The 18,696-nt window shown below is 44.5% G+C and carries 14 protein-coding genes; 7 read left to right on the top strand and 7 right to left on the bottom strand.

Annotation, left to right across the window (positions count from 1 at the left end):
• From BUR42_RS23105 to BUR42_RS23125, 5 genes are all read left to right on the top strand, one after another.
• Entirely contained in the window at positions 1 to 2,211 is a 2,211-nt protein-coding gene (locus BUR42_RS23105) for a DUF3857 domain-containing protein (RefSeq protein ID WP_074241947.1), read from the top strand.
• A 518-nt stretch (positions 2,212 to 2,729) separates the two neighbouring features.
• On the top strand, positions 2,730 to 3,296 hold the full coding sequence (locus BUR42_RS23110) for a DinB family protein (protein WP_074241948.1): 567 nt from the start codon (positions 2,730 to 2,732) through the stop codon (positions 3,294 to 3,296).
• Between the two features lie 98 nt (positions 3,297 to 3,394).
• Positions 3,395 to 3,574: a hypothetical protein gene (locus BUR42_RS23115; RefSeq protein ID WP_074241949.1), complete on the top strand. Its 180-nt coding sequence runs from the start codon at positions 3,395 to 3,397 to the stop codon at positions 3,572 to 3,574.
• A gap of 97 nt (positions 3,575 to 3,671) precedes the next feature.
• Positions 3,672 to 4,739 carry an AAA family ATPase gene (locus BUR42_RS23120; protein WP_074243157.1) on the top strand — a complete coding sequence of 356 codons (1,068 nt, stop codon included), beginning with the start codon at positions 3,672 to 3,674 and terminating at the stop codon, positions 4,737 to 4,739.
• A gap of 94 nt (positions 4,740 to 4,833) precedes the next feature.
• Positions 4,834 to 6,237 (top strand): RtcB family protein, encoded by a 1,404-nt coding sequence (locus BUR42_RS23125; protein ID WP_074241950.1) that lies wholly within the window; start codon positions 4,834 to 4,836, stop codon positions 6,235 to 6,237.
• A 294-nt stretch (positions 6,238 to 6,531) separates the two neighbouring features.
• On the opposite strand, the gene BUR42_RS23130 is transcribed toward BUR42_RS23125, so the two are convergent.
• The 5 genes from BUR42_RS23130 to BUR42_RS23150 form a co-directional block, all read right to left on the bottom strand.
• On the bottom strand, positions 6,532 to 7,653 hold the full coding sequence (locus tag BUR42_RS23130; RefSeq protein ID WP_074241951.1) for an acyltransferase family protein: 1,122 nt from the start codon (positions 7,651 to 7,653) through the stop codon (positions 6,532 to 6,534).
• Between the two features lie 266 nt (positions 7,654 to 7,919).
• Positions 7,920 to 9,818, bottom strand: coding sequence for an ABC-F family ATP-binding cassette domain-containing protein (locus tag BUR42_RS23135; protein ID WP_074241952.1), 1,899 nt, complete (start codon positions 9,816 to 9,818; stop codon positions 7,920 to 7,922).
• Positions 9,819 to 10,688: 870 nt separating this feature from the next.
• Complete coding sequence (gene fcl, locus BUR42_RS23140) at positions 10,689 to 11,621, bottom strand: GDP-L-fucose synthase (protein ID WP_449506082.1); 933 nt, start codon at positions 11,619 to 11,621, stop codon at positions 10,689 to 10,691.
• Complete coding sequence (gene gmd, locus BUR42_RS23145; RefSeq protein WP_074241954.1) at positions 11,614 to 12,723, bottom strand: GDP-mannose 4,6-dehydratase; 1,110 nt, start codon at positions 12,721 to 12,723, stop codon at positions 11,614 to 11,616. Before gmd ends, fcl begins: the two co-directional genes overlap by 8 nt.
• A 36-nt stretch (positions 12,724 to 12,759) precedes the next feature.
• A complete protein-coding gene (locus BUR42_RS23150; protein ID WP_074241955.1) occupies positions 12,760 to 14,319 on the bottom strand; it encodes a hypothetical protein in 1,560 nt (519 codons plus the stop codon).
• Between the two features lie 147 nt (positions 14,320 to 14,466).
• Here BUR42_RS23150 and BUR42_RS23155 point away from each other — a divergent pair, with 147 nt between their 5' ends.
• A complete protein-coding gene (locus BUR42_RS23155; protein WP_074241956.1) occupies positions 14,467 to 15,441 on the top strand; it encodes a class I SAM-dependent methyltransferase in 975 nt (324 codons plus the stop codon).
• A gap of 23 nt (positions 15,442 to 15,464) precedes the next feature.
• Positions 15,465 to 17,264 carry a DUF4838 domain-containing protein gene (locus BUR42_RS23160; RefSeq protein WP_074241957.1) on the top strand — a complete coding sequence of 600 codons (1,800 nt, stop codon included), beginning with the start codon at positions 15,465 to 15,467 and terminating at the stop codon, positions 17,262 to 17,264.
• A gap of 9 nt (positions 17,265 to 17,273) precedes the next feature.
• On the opposite strand, the gene BUR42_RS23165 is transcribed toward BUR42_RS23160, so the two are convergent.
• Positions 17,274 to 17,972 (bottom strand): class I SAM-dependent methyltransferase, encoded by a 699-nt coding sequence (locus tag BUR42_RS23165; RefSeq protein ID WP_074241958.1) that lies wholly within the window; start codon positions 17,970 to 17,972, stop codon positions 17,274 to 17,276.
• Between the two features lie 50 nt (positions 17,973 to 18,022).
• Entirely contained in the window at positions 18,023 to 18,694 is a 672-nt protein-coding gene (locus tag BUR42_RS23170) for a sugar transferase (RefSeq protein WP_074241959.1), read from the bottom strand.
• Between the last annotated feature and the right edge of the window lie 2 nt (positions 18,695 to 18,696).

Consider the following 18,696-nt stretch of genomic DNA (forward strand, 5'->3'; position numbering starts at 1 on the left):
ATGAAAAGCATGATGACCCTGTGTATGGGTATGCTGTTATTTGTAACTGGTGTAATGGCACAGGATAATGCCCCTGCCGCATGGGATGTAAAAGGAGAAGTTCGCTACAAGCGGCGCATCCTTGAAATAAAAGACCAGGTATGGGGCTGGGACCTGCCGGCCTTTAAAAAACGTGCGATACCGGATGAATATAAAAATGAATCTGCGGTGGTGCTGGCTAAACATGTGGACCTCCGCACGTTTGATGATGACCATGAGATCCACCGTACGGTGCGTGTGCTGCTGAAGATCAACGACAAGGCAGCATTGGAAGCGTATTCCGAATTCACCTTTAACCAGTATGAGCTGGAAAGCATGGGACAGGTGCTGGACCCCTTCGATAAATTCACCACTATGAACTATGTGGGTGTGCGGATCTATAAACCGGATGGCAAAATGCGGGAGATCTATTCGGACGAAGCAGTGGTAACGGAAGTGGACAGGCGCAGTAAAAAGGTGCGGAAGCTGGCCATTCCCGATCTGCAGGTGGGAGACCTGGTGGAATACTTTCTCCGGAGCGAAAGATATGTGAACCATCAGAATGCTTATACGGAAGAGCTGTTTGTACTCGGAGATGAGGAGCCGGTGATGGAATACTCTGTACATGTGGAAGCATGGAAGCGGGTATTTGCACTGGAATACCTGGCCATGAACGGAGCGCCCGATTTTAAAGAGGATATAGACGATCAGATGATGCGGCTGGACCTGCTGGTGAAGAACATCCCGCCGCAACCGGTTAAATTATGGATGAACCCCTTCCGCCAGATACCCATGATCCGCCTGCATCTTTGTATTGGGATCCGTCGTGAAATGCCGGGGCGCCGCAAGGAAGGGACCATTTACAGGAACCCTAATTCACTCAAGGTAAAAGGAGAAAGCAGGACGGAGCTGGGAAATGCGGTGAATATGGCAGGGAAGGCTACGTTGCCTTACCTGGATGAAGTGAACCGGCAGATCAAAGAGTACAAAAAGGAACATTCGAACGTAACAGACGAACAGCTGGCAGCCTATATATATTACCTGGTACGCTATATAGGATTGTACAGGGTGAAACCGGGTGATCCGATCTTTGTGGACCAGCGCCGTAACTATTCCCGCCTGAATGAACGGTACTTCCTGATCTATGTGAACTACCTGCTGGAGAAGAACAAGGTCCAGGCAGACTTTATTATGGTAACTCCCCGTTATGGTCCCTCACAGGAGCAGACCTTTGATACGGACGATTATAGCGTGGTGCTGAAAACAAAGGGTAATAAGCCCATGTTCATGAGCGGGGAAGGTATTTTCTCCAACGCATACTACGTTCCCAATCAGTTTGAAGGACAGAAAGCGCCTGTTGTAAAATGGGGAGATGCTTTTGCGGAGGAAGAGATCCCGCTCAGCCCGGCATCGGCCAATAAACAATCAGAGCATTATAAGATCAGTTTTGGCAAGAGCGACCTCCAGCAACTGGAAATTGAACGCAGCAGCGCTGTGACCGGTCATTTTAAACCAGACATCCAGCGGAACCTGCTCCTGTTTGAGGATTATTACGACGAGGAGCGCAAAGCGCTGGGGATCAAAGAATCTTTCATGGAAGAGTTTGCGGACAGTAAAAAGAACCGCTCGCTGGCAGAGGAGTATCGCAGTGCTTTCGATAAAGCGCGGAAAGAGGTGAAAGAGGCCTTCTTTTCAGAGATAAAGGAACAGTTTGACAAAGCCCCGGAATCACTTGATAATTATAAGGTGTTGAAAATGGGCCTGCGCCATACCGATCCTGAGGTGGCTTATACTACCAGCTTTAAAATGAACGGGTTCATGAAGAAGGCAGGTAATAATTATATCCTCGATGCAGGTAAACTGATTGGTTCGCAGATGAGTATCAAACCTTCCCAGCGGGAAAGGAAAGCAGATGTGCATATGCCATTTGCCCGGATGTTTGAATATTATATAGAACTCAACATCCCTGCAGGATATACCGTGGAGGGGGCAGATAAGCTGACGAGGAACATTGATAATGAATGGGGTAGTTTTATTGTGACCACAGATAGTAAGGATGGCAAACTGATCATTGAGGTGAAGAAGGTGTATAAGAGTGCCATAGTACCTGCAGCGAAATGGCCGCTGCTGCTGCAAATGATCGACTCGGCTGAGGAATTTCAGCAGCAGAAGGTGTTGTTAAAGAAGGCATAAACGAAATTTTTTGCAGAAAACAATTAATTAATAGAAAAAAAATTGTACAAGGAAAAAAATAATTTTATCTTTGTTTCATAAACAAACAAAAAACAGAATGTCCCGCAATTGTACATATCAAATTAAGGTCTCAAAACGCACGCTCAAGCAGGCGATGGGACTATTGCGGACTGGTTTATAACTGGAGTTAACAGATAAAAGTTATCAAAAAGATATAACAAGGGTCCTGCAGAAAAAGCTGGACCCTTTTTTTTGTGCTGATGGATAAAGATTTGAACAACAAGGTACTGTCAGGAGAGCGATGCGCGAAGCGTGCATCAACAGGGATCTGTATGCGATACAATCCCGGCGGAATAGGTATGTTATGATGTAAACGAAAAGTTTAACGTTATATTAAGGCCCGGTCCGCTGAAAAGCGCACCGGGCTTTTTGTTGTGGTATGGAAATTGACAAGAATGAACATCTATATATAAACATGGTAAGCGTCTGAAAAGGCGATTGCCCCAAAAACAAGAGGTATGAGAAACGTTGTACAATTCGTAAGAGAGGCCCTGATAAACAACTTTCGGGAACTGGACCAATGGTTCAAAGAGGATGCAGGTTTACTGCATTATAAACCCTCCGAGGAATCATGGAACATCCGCGAGGTATTGGAACACATTAGTCTTACCAACTATTTCCTGTTACTGACAATTAATAAAAGTACCCGGAGAGCGCTGGATAGGAAGCTTGACGGTCTCATTATAATGCCACCGCATGATTACGAGGAAAAATTCCGCCAGATCGAGATTGTGAGCAGCAAGTCGTTCGGCTGGGTAAATCCCGCACACCTGGAACCTACAGGAAACAAGGACCTGGATGAGGTGCGGTCCGTACTCAAGCAACAGTTTGCACAATGCATGTATAACCTGAGCCTGCTCAAGAACGGAGAAGGCAGACTGGTGAATACCATGATGACAGTAAACAACCTGGGTAAGCTGGATATCTATCAGTATATCTACTTCCTCACCAAACATATAGAAAGACATCAGGCACAAATGCGGGAATTGCGCGAACAATTTGAAGAAAGCGCCGTGATGATCTGAAACGTAAATACGCAAAAAGGTAAGAGTCAACCCTTGGCCCTCGCTTTTAGCGAGGGCTTTTTGTTTGCATTCGGTTAAACATTTTAAAACTTAAAACAATGAGGTCTAAACATAAAGACGAAAGACTGAGCCGCTTAGCGGCATTATCCCTGAACTACAACGTCAGGTTCGATGGCCAGTATGACGACCAGGGCAGTAAATTACTGCTTGCACTGCTGGCGAATACGAGGCCTGTAAGAAAAGACAAGATCAGGAAAAGGAAAAAAGATCAAACGTAGGAGAAACTTTGGCAAGGAATCTGCATTAACAGATATGCAGATTCCCTTAGCCGGCAAAAACGGACCCTGCGTTTTAACCAATAAACGCATTCCACTAATGGAAAATAAGCAATTACAAAATATACTTATCAACGCGAATCTAACGGATAGCTATTACTTCGATAGTAAAACATTCTATTGCGATTGCTTTGGTACACTGCCCAATATCAGTTCCATCTACCAGGTAGATTACCTGAAAGCGGCCAATGAGATCAAAACGGCTTTTGCTGATAAGATAGATGAGATCTATACCCATCGCACCTATGACCGTTCCCATAAAAAATATGAGCATTACAGGGTGATCGTTGTGATGAAAGAAACCGTGCTGGTTGAACTGGGTAGCGCTTACGCAGAGATCCTGCATGGCCCGGACAATATGGAACTGGTGGAAGCACTCACCCAATTCATGCTGCAGTTCAAACAAAGGCAGAAACGTAAAAGTCATGAGATCAACCTGGTGGTTAGAGCCGGTGGCGACCTGGCCCTGAAAAGCCTGGAGATCAAAAAAACAAAGCTGGCCCTGGAATTATTTTATGAGGATGACTTCCAGTATATCGACCAGTTGATCGTAAAACGGCTGAACACCCTTAAGGAAAAGGGATTGGTATTGCTGCACGGTAAACCGGGAACAGGGAAAACAACCTATCTCCGGCACCTGATCTGCAAGCTCCGGAAAAGAGTGATGTTCCTTTCACCTGCTGTGGCAGGTAACATCATGCAACCTGAATTCATTGAGCTGCTGATGGACCATCCGGATAGTATTCTGGTGATTGAAGACGCAGAGAACGTGTTAATGGACCGGCGGCTTTCAAACAACTCCTCTGTTTCTAACCTCCTGAACCTCTCCGATGGTTTACTGGCGGATTGCCTGAATGTACAGGTGATCTGTACTTTCAACAGCGCACTGTCTGAAATAGATAATGCATTATTGCGGAAAGGAAGGTTAATTGCGCAGTATGAGTTCAAACCCTTATCTGCGTATAAAGCTTCGCAGCTTTCGCAGCACCTGGGTTTTGATACGATCATCAAAAGGCCGATGAGCCTGGCGGAGATCACACATCAGCATGATCCCGCATTTGAAAAACAAATTGAACAGATCGGTTTTAGAACGGCTGTTCAGGTATAAAGAACATGAACTCCAGGTTTTATGCCTGGTAGTTATAATATGAATCATCAGAGCAGACTGCTATTTAGCAGTCTGCTCATTGTAAGTTAACAATATGGCTAAGTTAAAATTAACTGGAAAAGAGCTACGTAAAATAGGATACCCGGAAGGGCCGGTGATCAGTGTTGCGATCACTGTAATGGAACAACATTATAAACATCATTCATCTGCTGATGCATTGGCATTGCTTTCAAATATCCTGCAAGACCCGGCTGCATTCAGTTCTGATGAACAGCTTTCTAAAATTGCTGAGAAGTTGATAGTGCCCGTTTCTGAGGAGATTGCACTTTTGCCAGCACCGATGCACTATGCGGTGTATGGAAGCGAGTTCATTGAAGATGGTGCGATCCGCCAGATGGATTATGCCATGCGGCTGCCGGTTACAGCAGCCGGGGCTTTGATGCCGGATGCGCATCAGGGTTATGGATTACCGATCGGCGGTGTGCTGGCTGTACGAGGGGCTGTGATACCTTATGGGGTTGGAGTGGATATCGGATGCCGGATGTGTTTGAGTATCCTGGATATTCCATCCGCTGAATTGGAAAAGAAAGCTGCTGTGTTTAAAAGGGAGTTAATAGATGGAACGGTGTTCGGTGCGGGCGGTGCCTGGAAAACTATGCTGGAAGATGAGGTGTTGGAGGACCCGGCGTTTTCTGAGATCGGGTTGTTGCGGCATTTGCATGCGAAGGCGGTGGCGCAGCTAAGTACTTCCGGTTCCGGTAACCACTTTGTGGAATGGGGGCTTGTTGACGTTACTGATCTTCCTGGTGTTTCACCTGGACGATATCTGGGCTTGTTGTCCCACTCCGGTTCCCGCGGGCTTGGGGCACAGATTGCCGGGTATTATACCAAGCTGGCACAGGAGATCTGTTCTTTGCCGCGGGAGGTGCAGCACCTGGCGTGGCTGGATTTGTCTTCCGAGGAAGGGCAGGAATACTGGACGGCCATGAACCTTGCAGGGGATTATGCTTCCGCCTGTCATCATCAGATCCATAAACGTTTGATCAAAGCGGTTGGGGGTTCCCTGCTTGCACGGGTGGAGAACCATCACAACTTTGCGTGGAAGGAAATTCATAACGGCGAAGAGTTGATTGTGCATCGGAAAGGAGCTACGCCTGCGGGTTCCGGGGTGCTGGGAGTTATTCCGGGATCCATGACTGCGCCTGGATTTATTGTCCGGGGGCGTGGGGAGCCTGGTTCTCTTGACTCTGCTTCTCATGGAGCGGGGCGGCAGATGAGCCGGTCTAAGGCTACGCAGTCTTTTACTGCTTCCGGGTTAGCCAAGTTGCTGTCTGAGCATAAGGTGAAATTGATTGGTGGAGGATTGGATGAGGCGCCTGGGGCTTATAAGGATATTAATGCTGTGATGAATGCGCAGGATTCGCTTGTGGATGTGGTGGGGAAGTTTTATCCCAAGATCGTGCGGATGGCGGATGGTTCCGGACCCCGGGAGGATTGATTTCCCCCGCTGCAACAAGCATGTAAAATTTTTAACCGAAAAAACTGGGGCTGTGATCACATGAGGCTGTACGGGCAGTTTTCGCTTAAAAATTTTACATGCTTGTTTCCGCTCTGAGGAGTATAGGTGGCTTGGGAATAGTGGGCTTTGGGTATAGTTTGCCTATACAAATAGCCTATCTTGAGCCTATGTCAAGCCTATGTGAGGTATGCTCTTTGTATACTCTTCCTATGTTAAAGGGCCTCAGTTTTTTGACTGAGGCCCTTTCTTTTTTTATACTTCTTTATAACTTCTTTATACTCTGATGTATATTCTCTTTTTGTCCATCCATAATCCCAGTAGCCAGAATAATAGTACATGGAAGATGGCGAAGGCTACGGAGCCTCCATAATTTCCCAGTGTGGATTGGAAAACGTTGGTGTAGAGCCAGCCATAGAAATTCTGGTCGCCGATCTTTATCAGGCCGTAGATCCTTACGAGTACGCCGGACATTACATAAATGAACAATGGGTTCTTGCCGAAGACTTCGAAGAAGTAGGTGCCGCGTTTCCAGCCTTTTAGTTCTATTAAATAGATCAGCACAGTTAGTATGATGGTGGCGATGCCTACGGTGTAAAGGGTGTAGGAGCTGGTCCAGATCTTTTTGTTGATGGGGAATACGGTGCCCCATAACAGGCCAAGTGCTACCAGGGTCACTCCTATTGCTAACAGCTTGTAGAGCATGTTGGAGTTTTTACCTCTTTGCTGGATGAACCTGCCTATCAGGTAACCGAATACCACATTACCTATTGCAGGGAGCGTGCTTAGCAGTCCTTCCGGTTCAAATGGTACGCCTTCTCCTTTATACATATGGTCTTCGCCTATGATCAGTTTATCTATTTGTAATCCTATATGATCATTCAGGCTGTAGGGGTCCGGGCCTCCGTAATACCACATGATCCACCAATAGAGCAGTAATATGACGCTGGTGGCTATCAGGGCGCCTTTGGGTTTAAGGTAATGGATCAATAGTGCTGCGATGCCGTAGCATAATGCTATTCTTTGCAGTACACCGAAGATGCGGAGCTTGTCTATTGTTTTGAATACTACGCTTCCTTCAGCATCATATTTTATAAAGGGGAACCAGCTGAGGAGTATGCCTATTATAAAGATCAGTGCGGTGCGTTTGAATATTTTGCCCAGTACGGCTGCGTTGCTCATGGTTTCAAACTTCTTCATGGCAAAGCTCATGGCATTGCCTACGGCGAAGAGGAAGAAAGGGAATACGAGGTCTGTTGGCGTACAGCCATGCCATTGGGCGTGGGCTAAAGGTGGTAAAACGTAACTCCAGCTGCCGGGATTGTTCACCAGGATCATTCCGGCCACGGTGAGGCCGCGGAAGACATCCAGGGATAGGAAACGCTGATTTTGGTTCATATAGTAAGGTCGGGTTTATCTCTAAAGCTAATAAAAAATGAATTAGCTGTTAGGGATAAACCTGATTTTACTTCTCTATGGCTGGCTGTGAGTTTGCCGCGCAGCAGAGGGCGGAGTTTTTTTCTTTTGGAGGAAGAGGCTCTTTTGCTTTTTCATCCAATAGGGGCGGTGTTTTCCTTTTTGGGGAAAGGGCTCTTTTACCATTTTCATTCAATAAGGCGATATTTTCCCTTTTGAGAGAAACTCTTTTAGGAGTGTTCAAGCCTTTACTCACTCAATTCCAGCCAGCGCATACCTTTTTCATCCAGCAGGCGGATCACTTCTCCTATTCGCAGGGAGGCTTTTTCGATCTCGCCGTAGGGGATGTTGCCGTCTGCGAGTTTGGCGTCCAGTTCGGCTTTCTCTTTTTCGAGGGCGGCGATCTCTTTGTCGAGGGTTTCCAGCTCGTGCTTTTCTTTGAAGGAGAGCTTACGGGCGGGTGCTGGTGTTGCGGATGTTGTTGCTGGTGGCGGTGTTGCTGCTGCCGCAGCTGGTTTGGGTGGTTCGATGCTTTTGATCTTTTCCTGGTCCCTTTCCCATTCGCGGTATTGGGAATAGTTGCCGGGGAAGTCCCTTACCACACCATCTCCTTCAAATACAAAGAGGTGATCTACGAGTTTATCCATGAAGTAACGGTCGTGGCTCACGATGATGATGCAGCCCTGGTAGTTTTGCAGGAAGTCTTCCAGGATGTTCAGTGTCGGGAGGTCCAGGTCATTCGTGGGCTCATCCAGTACGAGGAAATTGGGATTGCGGAATAATATGGAGAGTAAGTGGAGGCGGCGTTTTTCTCCTCCGCTTAACTTAGATACATAAGTGTATTGTTTTTCCGGGGGGAAGAGGAACAGTTCCAGGAATTTGGCGGCGCTTACTTTTGTGCCGTCTGCCAGGGGGAAGTTTTCGGCGATGTTCTTTACGAACTCAATGATCCGCATATCTTCTTTGATCTGGAGGCCGGACTGGTTGTAGTTTCCAAATACAACGGTTTCTCCTACATTGATCTTTCCGGAATCGGCTTGTTCTGTTCCTAATAACATGTTCAGGAAAGTGGATTTACCTACGCCGTTCTTTCCTACCACACCAATACGTTCTCCTTTTTTGAAGGTATAATCGAAACCTTTGAGGATCTGGAGATCGCCGTAGGCTTTGTTCACTTTCTTGAGTTCCAATATTTTTCCGCCCAGGCGGGTCATTTTTACATTGAGTTCCAGCTGTTGCTGTTCGATGCGTTTGGCGGCCCTTTCCTGTACTTCATAGAACGCGTCCTGGCGGGATTTGGATTTGGTGGTGCGGGCTTTGGGTTGCTTGCGCATCCATTCCAGCTCCTTGCGGTAAGTATTACGGGCTTTTTCTGTGCTGGCCTTATCCATTTCCTCCCTGGCGGCCTTCTTTTCCAGGTAGTTAGCGTAATCTCCTTTGTAAGTATAGAGGATGCTATTGTCCAGTTCCAGGATCTCATTACAAACGTTGTCCAGGAAATAGCGGTCGTGCGTAACGAGGAGCAGGGTCACTTTTTCCTGATCGAGGTAGTTTTCCAGCCATTCTATCATGCTCACATCCAGATGGTTAGTAGGCTCGTCCATAATGAGGAGAGTGTGTTGGTGTTCAAAACCTATGTCTATCAACACTTTCGCAAGGGCTACCCTTTTTTGCTGGCCACCGGAGAGCTTGCCTACCGGCTGGTCCAGGTGGTGGATGTTCAGTTTGCCGAGGATCTGTTTCACTTTGGCATCAAAATGCCAGGCGTTGAGATCGTCCATTTTGGCGATGGCATCTGTGAGGGCGTCCATATCCGGCTCTGCGTCATCGTCTGTGAGGAGTTCGTATTCCTTGATGGCGTTGAGGATGGGATGAGAGTGATCAAAGATATTTTCGATGATGGATTTGTCCAGGTTGAAGTTATGGGTCTGTTCCAGCATAACTACCGTAACGCCTTTGTGGATCCATACTTTACCATCGTCATAAGTTTCTTTACCGGAAAGTATTCTGAGGAGCGTAGACTTGCCTGCGCCGTTGAGGGCTACCATGGCTATTTTATCACCTTCTTCAATATGAAAAGAAATATTCTCAAAAAGGGGGGTGATACCGTAAGATTTGGTCAACCCTTCCACCGTTACATAATGCATGGTGCGAAGTTAACCTGTTTTATGAAAAATGGGTTTTTTCAATTATTTTTTCGTATATTCATAAAGGAAAATGTTTTGCATGACCGTACACTATGAATACTGAAGATCGAGCTACAAAGATGAACCTTATTTGAATATCCAAAATTTTCTTAATAGATATAAAAGCTGAAACGTAATGCAGATTGCGTGTATGCTTCCTGTGATATTGATAGGCCGGGAATTGGAAGGAGGATGCACTTCATTCCATGAATTTGCCCCCTTTAGACACGGCCTTTATCCATGTATGGTATCCCCTTATTTCCGAAGGATAAGACGCCTCCCAAGACATCGGGAGGCGTTTGTTTTTTTGGGAGATAAGATGCTTCCCTGATATGAGGAGCGTTTTTTAGAATAAGATGTTTCTCTGACATTGGGGAGGCGTTTATTTTTTAGGATAAGATGCTTCCCTTACATCAGGAGGTATGCATACAAAAATAAAACGCCTCCCAATCGGGAGGCGTTTGTTTTGGTTAATAAAGTGCAGCGCTGTGGCGCTTAAGAAGGCATAGCATATCTCATGCCCGAATAAAATACAGCGCATTTGGCGCTAAAATCAGATCAGTTCACGTTTTCAACTTTTCTCATAACCTTGGAAATAGTCAGACAGGTTATGATCAGAATGATCATTGATGCTAAATGTGGTATAAGCCCCGCCATAGTGTATAAGTTTTAAAATCCCTCGATACTCTAATTTACGAAAAATTAGAGTAGGTGTTACACCATACATTCGTGGGATTTTTAGGGGAGAAACTACTGCTGTTAGATTCTGATTATGGACTATTCGTATGAGATGTGAGGTAAAATTATAATACAAATTGATGAAACGGTTAGTTATCCGAATTTGTTATGATAAACTTGTGTAATACCTTCTTTTAATGCAATACTGGCTTTCCATCCTAACTGGTGTAATTTGCTAACATCCATTAGTTTTCTGGGGGTGCCATCCGGTTTAGTGGTATCAAATCTTAATGTTCCTTTGTATCCAACAATATCCTGGATGAGCTTTGCAAGGTCTGCGATGCTGATATCTTCTCCCACACCGATGTTTACAAATCCCTGCTCATTATATTCCTGCATTAAAAAGTAGCAGGCGTCTGCCATATCATCCGCATGCAGGAATTCACGGAGAGGAGTACCCGTACCCCAGACTACAACTTCCGGTTCTTTATTAATGTGTGCGTCATGAAATTTGCGTAGCAATGCAGGGAGAACATGAGATTTTTGCAGGTCATAATTATCATTGGGGCCATATAGGTTAGTGGGCATTACAGAAATAAAATTGCAGCCATACTGTGAGCGGTATGCGTCACAGAGTTTGATGCCGGCAATTTTTGCAATGGCGTATGGCTCATTAGTTGGTTCGAGTATACCGGTAAGCAGGTATTCTTCTTTTAACGGCTGAGGTGCCAGTTTAGGGTAAATGCAGGAAGATCCGAGGAACAATAATTTTTTAACACCGTTCAGGTAAGCGTGATGGATCACATTGTTCTGGATCATGAGATTATCATACAGGAACTCTGCGCGGTATGTATTGTTAGCCATTATTCCACCCACTTTTGCGGCGGCGAGGAAAACGTAAGCCGGTTTTTCTTTTTCAAAGAGTGCGGCTACAGCAGCCTGGTCCCTCAGGTCTAGTTCCCCGGAAGTAGCGGTAAGGAAATTAGTGAAGCCGGCTTTTTCGAGCCTTCTTTTAATAGCAGAGCCTACCATGCCACGGTGGCCTGCAATATATATTTTATCATTTGCCTGCATGATCTTATTCAAATTGATTCAGCACTTTGTAACCAGCATCTTTGAGCAGTTTTTCACGTCGAAAGAGTTCAACATCAGCAGCCACCATTTCTTTTACAATGGTTTGCAGATCGTACCTGGGTTTCCAGCCGAGTTGCTTTTTTGCTTTGGATGGATCTCCGATCAGGAGTTCTACTTCTGTTGGTCTGAAATAGCGGGGGTCGATAGCTACTACTTCCTGCCCTGGCGTTAATTGATATAAAGGGTCTTTACTGCTTTTCACAATTCCTTTTTCATCTATCCCTGTTCCCTTAAATTCGAGGATAATACCGACCTCTGCAAAGCTCATACTGATAAAATCACGAACGGTATTGGTGATGCCGGTGGCAATAACATAATCCTGGGGCTGATCCTGTTGCAGCATGAGCCACATGGCTTCTACATAATCTTTGGCGTGTCCCCAGTCGCGTTTTGCATCCAGGTTTCCCATGAATAGTTTATCCTGCAGGCCCAATGCGATCTTAGCTACGCCGCGGGTGATCTTGCGGGTTACAAAGGTTTCTCCGCGGAGGGGACTTTCATGATTGAAGAGAATGCCATTGCAGGCGAACATTTTATATGCTTCCCTATAGTTCACGGTTATCCAGAAAGCGTACATTTTGGCTACTGCATAAGGTGAGCGGGGGTAGAAGGGTGTTTTTTCTGATTGGGGCACTTCCTGTACCAGGCCGTATAATTCAGAAGTAGATGCCTGATAGATCTTTGTTTTATTTGCGAGACCCAGTAAACGAACTGCTTCCAGGATACGCAAAGTACCTATGCCATCAACGTCTGCAGTATATTCCGGGGTTTCAAAGCTAACCTGTACATGGCTCATGGCGCCGAGATTGTAAATCTCGTCAGGCTGTACTTCCTGGATGATCCGGATCAGGTTGGTTGAGTCAGACAGGTCTCCATAATGCAAGGTCAGGTTTACATTTTTTTCGTGTGGATCCTGATACAGGTGGTCGATCCTGTCTGTATTAAAAAGAGAGGCACGGCGTTTGATGCCATGCACCTCATATCCTTTTTTTAGTAAGAATTCCGTTAAGTAGGCACCATCCTGCCCGGTAATACCAGTAATTAATGCTTTCATTTATTTGAATGGTTTAATCCCGTGCGAAAATAGCATTTAAAAGTCGTAATATAATTGACGGAATGTGCTACGCACGCCTACCTGGAAGATCAGTTCCTTATTCTTAAACACATCGTTCTTTTCCTGGCGGCCTGCCACGGATACTTCAAGGCGCAGGTTATACTTTGGGTTCAGGAGAAAAGCAACAGTGCCTTGCATATAGAGGAGGTTTGTTTTCAATCCCTGACCTATTTTATTGCCATATTCATAGGTCCGGGTTTCATATGATTTGAAAATGTCTTTGCCAAAATTTGTGCCTGTGGAATCAAGGCCGTACTGTGCCAGTTGTATCTGTCCACGCAAGAACCAACGTTTATACCGGTAGTCTGCTATATTCATCCATTCTACAAAATTGGCGCCAAGCGGATGTGCAAGGGGTTGATTATAATGGCTATAAGAAAGCAGGCTTGAGCGCTCAGAGTAAGTGAATGGCCGTGCTCCGTTTACTTCCGTCAGTACGTTTAATTCCGGGACTTTAAAAATATTATTGGAACGGAAGCCGAGTTGCCAGCCAAATTTATTACCCCACCAGCCTTTTCCGGAAGTCATTTCCTTCAGTTTAAATTCATCCAGGCTGAACTGACCGTATGCAGTGCTGTTGGGAGTGAAAGCATATTTCAGATTAAGACCCAGTAATGCATTATCTGGAGAGCCTGCTGCATATTCAACCGGGCGGAGAAAAGCGAGCGGGATCAGGTAATTCACGTCAAAACCACGTTTACCGGTAGAATCTGCATCCTGCCAGACAATATTTTCAAATAGGCCAATGGAGAGTTTATTGGTGGCATTCCAATCCAGGTAATGGAATACGCCCCATTTTTTACGAAATCCATTATCATTAGAAAAGCGGGGTTGTTTCAGGTCCATGAATTGTGCCCACATAACAGTATATTTCAGTCTTCCGGCTCCGGCTGTTACTTTTAGGAATGGATAATTGAAAGCATTATCCGAAAGCAGCATCGAGCGATAACCATCTCCGATGAAATTGCGGTCATATCCCAGTTGAAGGTTTATAAATTTACTTGGGGTATATGAGAGCAAAGCGGAGGTATAAGCATAATCAAAAACTGTTGCCTGTGAGTTGAACTTAACGTGCCCTTGCCCGGGTATAATGTCCTGTTGATATGTGTACTGCTTGAGATATTCAGGGAACTTACCCTGGTTTTCATACAGTTCCATCCTGAAGGTGAAATTTTTGCCCAACCGGCCACCCGCCATAACACCCCTGGTATTGAGCCAGATCGTTTTGTTGAGAGAGCTGTTCCCGATCAACATATCCGGTAAGAAACTGGCATAAAAACTGTAGTCTTCCTTATTATATTCAAGCAAATGCTCCTGGAATAGTTTGCGGTGGACCCAGCTTCTTTTCCGGGAACTGTCCACAGGCAACTGAAAGGTTCTTTCTTTGATGTAATCGCGCATGGAAGAATGATAGTTGCCGCTATCTGAAGTTGACTGATAAAAGCCCAGGGAATATTGCTGGCCAACGTTTTGGGCCTGCAGATTCACTGCACAGGCCAGACAGCATGTAATAAGGAAGATAAATTTTTTTTGCATGGATAAGTATTTGCTTGCCAGGTGGCAAATATAACCTACAATAATAATACCCAAATGAATATTTGGAATATACTTAATTTAATTTTGGTATATTTCCGACTTGTCAAGCCACTTATATTATAAAAACAAGTACTTTAAATTCTATCCATGGATAAAGTTTTATACGATAAAGAGGTCGCAAAAGAGTTCTATGAGGCTCGTTTTTCAAACGGCTATATGGATGATTGGGAAATCCAGAAGAAACAGCGGATCTTTAAATTACTGAAAGAACTACCACTTCCATCTACAGGCAGGCTGCTTGACTTCGGTTGTGGTAATGGTGTGTTCACAGATGTATTAAAACAGGCATTACCGGGCTGGGATGTGTTTGGAAGTGATATTAGTGAGGTAGCTATAAAACATGCAACAGAGCGGTACCCGGATCTGACATTCTATGTATCAGACGATAATAAAGTGAGCGAACATGTGAAAGATGGATTTGATTTTATCTTTTCTCATCATGTACTTGAACATGTTTATGATATCGAAAAGGCGGTAGCGGAAATAAATAGCCTGCTTCGCCCTCAGGCATATATGTTCCTGATATTCCCATGCGGGAATACCGGCAGCTTAGAACATACGGTGGCCAGTCTGAGAACAGATGGGATCAATAAGGATATGGAGAATGTGTTCTTCTATGAAGACCCTGGTCATGTAAGAAGATTAACTTCAGATCAAACCGCTTCTTTATTCGGGAAATTCGGATTTAAATTAACAAAGGAGTTTTACGCGAACCAATTTCATGGCGCTATAAAGATGATCTCACAAATGGCCCCGAACTATGTATTGAACTTTACAAACACAGCTACAGCGAAAGACGCACAGGCTAAAAATGAATTGCAGAAGATAAGAAGAAAGCTGATCTTTAAAAACCTGATCCAGCTGCCGGCGAACCTGTTCAATATCATGAAGAACAAAAAGCACAAAACAGCCAAGCACTATTTTATTCTTATAGTAGACGCTATACCAGCTATTTTTTCCTATCCTTTTTATGCATATCATAACTGGAAAAGTGAACAGGAATGGTTGAAGAACAAAGAGGCGAAGAATGGGAGTGAGATGTATTTATTCTTTAAACGATAGTTTCATCTGTAAACGAAGTAGCTATGTCTTTTGGAAAACTATTTAACCACCGGTTATTACTGGTGTACTTCATTAGTTCACTTTTATTTGTAACCTCCTGCAAAGGAAGTAACGAAATTGTATTAACGGAGAAGAACAAGTCTTCCTATAAGATCGTGCTGCCTGCTTCAGCTAGCAGCGATGAAACAAACGCAGCAAAAGTACTTCAGAAATACCTGCAGCAGATTTCAGGATGCCTTATTCCGATCGTAAGTGATGAAGTTCCTGCCATTGCGGAGGAGATATTGATCGGGAATTCAAAAAGATTGAAATCGCTCAATGCGGGCATTTCATTCTCACAATTCCAGGAAGACGGATTCCTGATCAGGACCATCAACAAGCGAATCGTCCTGGCAGGTGGATATCATAAGGGGAGTACTTATGCAGTATACACATTTCTTGAAGACTACCTTGGCTGCAGGAAATTTACACCTACTGAAACAGTGATACCGAAGTCCTCCCGCATTGTGATCTCCGCCATTAAACAACGGCTGGAAATACCCATCGTGCGGTTCCGCCTTGTGAATTTTTATGAAGATGAGAATGAGTGGTATGACTGGGCTAAGTTAACCAAAGTAGATACTAAAGATGATGAATGGGGCAGATGGGTCTATGAGTTTGATAAACTGCTTCCTCCGCAAACATATTTTGGTAGTCACCCGGAATATTTTGCATACAGAAGAAAAGAAAAGAAAAGAGTGCCGGACCAGCTGTGCATGACAGAACCTGCAGTGCAGAAGCTGGTGATCGATAAGATGAATACGATCTTTAAGGAGTACCCCAAAGCCAAATACTGGACCATTTGCCAAAATGAGAACCTGAACTATTGCGAGTGCGATAAATGCCTGCCATTAATCCAGGCGCAGGGAAGCCCGCAGGGTTCATTATTACAGTTTATCAATAAAATAGCATCCGCTTTCCCTAAAAAAGTGATTGCAACACATGCGTATCAATTTTCCCTTGAGCCTCCCCGGAGCTTAAAACCGGCGTCCAATGTAATTATCATTATCAGTTCCATAACAGCTAACCGGGGGAAATCTATCAAAACAGACACGGATGCAGGTACAGTAACATTCAGGAATGCATTGGAGGGCTGGCAAAAACTCACGAAGAATATCTATATCTGGGATTACATTGTACAGTTCACTAATTTTTTTGCTCCTTTCCCGAATCTTCACACCTTACAGCCTAACATTCAATATATGACCCAGAAAGGGGCCATTGGTTTCTTTGAGCAGGCAACGGGGTATGTTCCGGGAGATTTTTCCGAGTTAAAATCATACCTGGTCAGTAAGGTTCTCTGGAACCCGCAATGCGATGTTGCGAAACTCCGGAAGGAATTTCTGCAGCATTATTACGGAGCGGCATGGACCAAAATAGACCAGTATTTGAACACTATCGAGGAGAATAGTTTAAAAAGCAATACCAGGCTAGACTTGTTCGGGGATATGAAAGCGGCGGCTGTTACCTATCTTGCACCGGATAAGCTCCAGGCCTATCAGCAGCTTTTTGATGAAGCAGAAGGCCTGGTACGTCAGCAGCCTGGTATGCTGAAGAATGTGCAGAAAGCAAGATTGCCTGTATTATATGCTGTCCTTAAAACAGAACAACAGCGTAAATCACAAGCCCGGAGCCTCAGTAGTAATACGGCACAATCCTCAACGGAATCCGCATACCAGAAATTTGTAAATATCTGTAAGGAGAATAATATTGAATTACTTTCCGTAACCGGTGGCGATTACAGGTTGCAAACATTTGAAAAGGAGTGGAAAGCTAATAGATGATCAACCGGCTTACCCAAGGAAAAAATTTGTTTCTAATTGCTTTTTGATGGGGTACTCAAGGAATTTTCCCTTATAAGGGGTGTTTTTCACGAGGTGGAAGAAGATCCCTACGCTGTGAGTTGGCAGGATTGAAGACAATGTTTTTGCGATTAAAGGTGGGAAAGGATAAAAGTTACTTCCTTTAAAGCCCTGCAGCTTATAGAGATCCTCCTGAACGCCATTTAGAAAATTCAGAAAATCCTTCTTTGTATAACCTCTGACGTGTGCGGAATTATTTTGGATGCAGGTAGGTTGCCGGCCGAAGAGCAATAATATCCTGTTATGAAAAGAGGCTAGGTTTGGAACACCAACGATAAAAGACCCACCTACTTTCAGCACACGGGAAACCTCGTGAGTGATCCACCATATTTCTTTGCAGTGCTCCAGGATCTGGTTGGCCATTACAACATCTATACTTTCATTTTCAAAAGGGAGGCAATCCTTCTCAATGTTCAGCTTTACTGTATATATACCCAGTTTATTCAGTTTCTCAATATTAGGTTCGTAGCACTCAACACCGGTCAGTGTTGCTTCGGGGTGGATACTTTTGCCTATTAGCAGATCATTACCTGAACCTGCACCCAGGTCGAGAAGGGTTTTGGGGGAGGAAACGGTCTTCAAAAAAGTGCGGATACTCTGACGACCGTAGTTTAATCCTTTGTCAATCATTTTTTTCGTTTTTAGGGTGATGAGGTCATTATTTCTAAGATCGACATATATTAAGCCTTAATTAAATTACTGGTTGGAAGGTCCTTAAAGATTTTATTAGAAAGATCACTTTGTGGGAAAATAATGACCCAGATGGTAAGGAATATGATCTTAAAATCTGTCCATAAACTTTTATTGTGCTGATACCATTCTTCCAGTGCTCCTTTATATGGCGCAATAACCGTTTCATAAAAAGCATGCGGGTCCATGGAAGATTGAGAGATCATCTTTTCTTCGTCCCGAAAATATACGGAACCTATGCCGGTAATACCAGGTTTTGAATTGTAAACGATCTTTTGGAAATGTTCCGGATAAGCATTAAATGTACGGTCTACCAGAGGGCGGGGACCCACTACGCTCATATCTCCCAAAAGCACATTCATCAGTTGTGGAAGCTCGTTGATCTTAGTGATCCGGAGGAACTTCCCGATCTTTGTTACACGCGGATCATTTCTGAGCGTAATGGAACCTGTTCCGATATTGGGACTGTTCTTCAGCATTGTTGCAAACTTCCAGATATAGAAGTACCTGTTTTTGTAACCGATCCTTTTTTGTAAGTAGAGGATCTCTCCTTCTCCGGAGAACTTGAGGATAATACAAATAGGGATAAAGATGGGCAATAGGATGATGATTGCCAGAAGGGAGGAAATGATATCGAAGAGTCTTTTTAGAAAATTGTACATAT

The organism is Chitinophaga niabensis, from assembly GCF_900129465.1.
Classification (GTDB): domain Bacteria; phylum Bacteroidota; class Bacteroidia; order Chitinophagales; family Chitinophagaceae; genus Chitinophaga; species Chitinophaga niabensis.

Bases quoted from the DNA above. Each gene is read 5' to 3' on its own strand.
- BUR42_RS23105 (WP_074241947.1), top strand. From the start codon at position 1: ATGAAAAGCATGATGACCCTGTGTATGGGTATGCTGTTATTTGTAACT.
- BUR42_RS23110 (WP_074241948.1), top strand. From the start codon at position 2,730: ATGAGAAACGTTGTACAATTCGTAAGAGAGGCCCTGATAAACAACTTT.
- BUR42_RS23115 (WP_074241949.1), top strand. From the start codon at position 3,395: ATGAGGTCTAAACATAAAGACGAAAGACTGAGCCGCTTAGCGGCATTA.
- BUR42_RS23120 (WP_074243157.1), top strand. From the start codon at position 3,672: ATGGAAAATAAGCAATTACAAAATATACTTATCAACGCGAATCTAACG.
- BUR42_RS23125 (WP_074241950.1), top strand. From the start codon at position 4,834: ATGGCTAAGTTAAAATTAACTGGAAAAGAGCTACGTAAAATAGGATAC.
- BUR42_RS23130 (WP_074241951.1), bottom strand. From the start codon at position 7,653: ATGAACCAAAATCAGCGTTTCCTATCCCTGGATGTCTTCCGCGGCCTC.
- BUR42_RS23135 (WP_074241952.1), bottom strand. From the start codon at position 9,818: ATGCATTATGTAACGGTGGAAGGGTTGACCAAATCTTACGGTATCACC.
- gmd (WP_074241954.1), bottom strand. From the start codon at position 12,723: ATGAAAGCATTAATTACTGGTATTACCGGGCAGGATGGTGCCTACTTA.
- BUR42_RS23150 (WP_074241955.1), bottom strand. From the start codon at position 14,319: ATGCAAAAAAAATTTATCTTCCTTATTACATGCTGTCTGGCCTGTGCA.
- BUR42_RS23155 (WP_074241956.1), top strand. From the start codon at position 14,467: ATGGATAAAGTTTTATACGATAAAGAGGTCGCAAAAGAGTTCTATGAG.
- BUR42_RS23160 (WP_074241957.1), top strand. From the start codon at position 15,465: ATGTCTTTTGGAAAACTATTTAACCACCGGTTATTACTGGTGTACTTC.
- BUR42_RS23165 (WP_074241958.1), bottom strand. From the start codon at position 17,972: ATGATTGACAAAGGATTAAACTACGGTCGTCAGAGTATCCGCACTTTT.
- BUR42_RS23170 (WP_074241959.1), bottom strand. From the start codon at position 18,694: ATGTACAATTTTCTAAAAAGACTCTTCGATATCATTTCCTCCCTTCTG.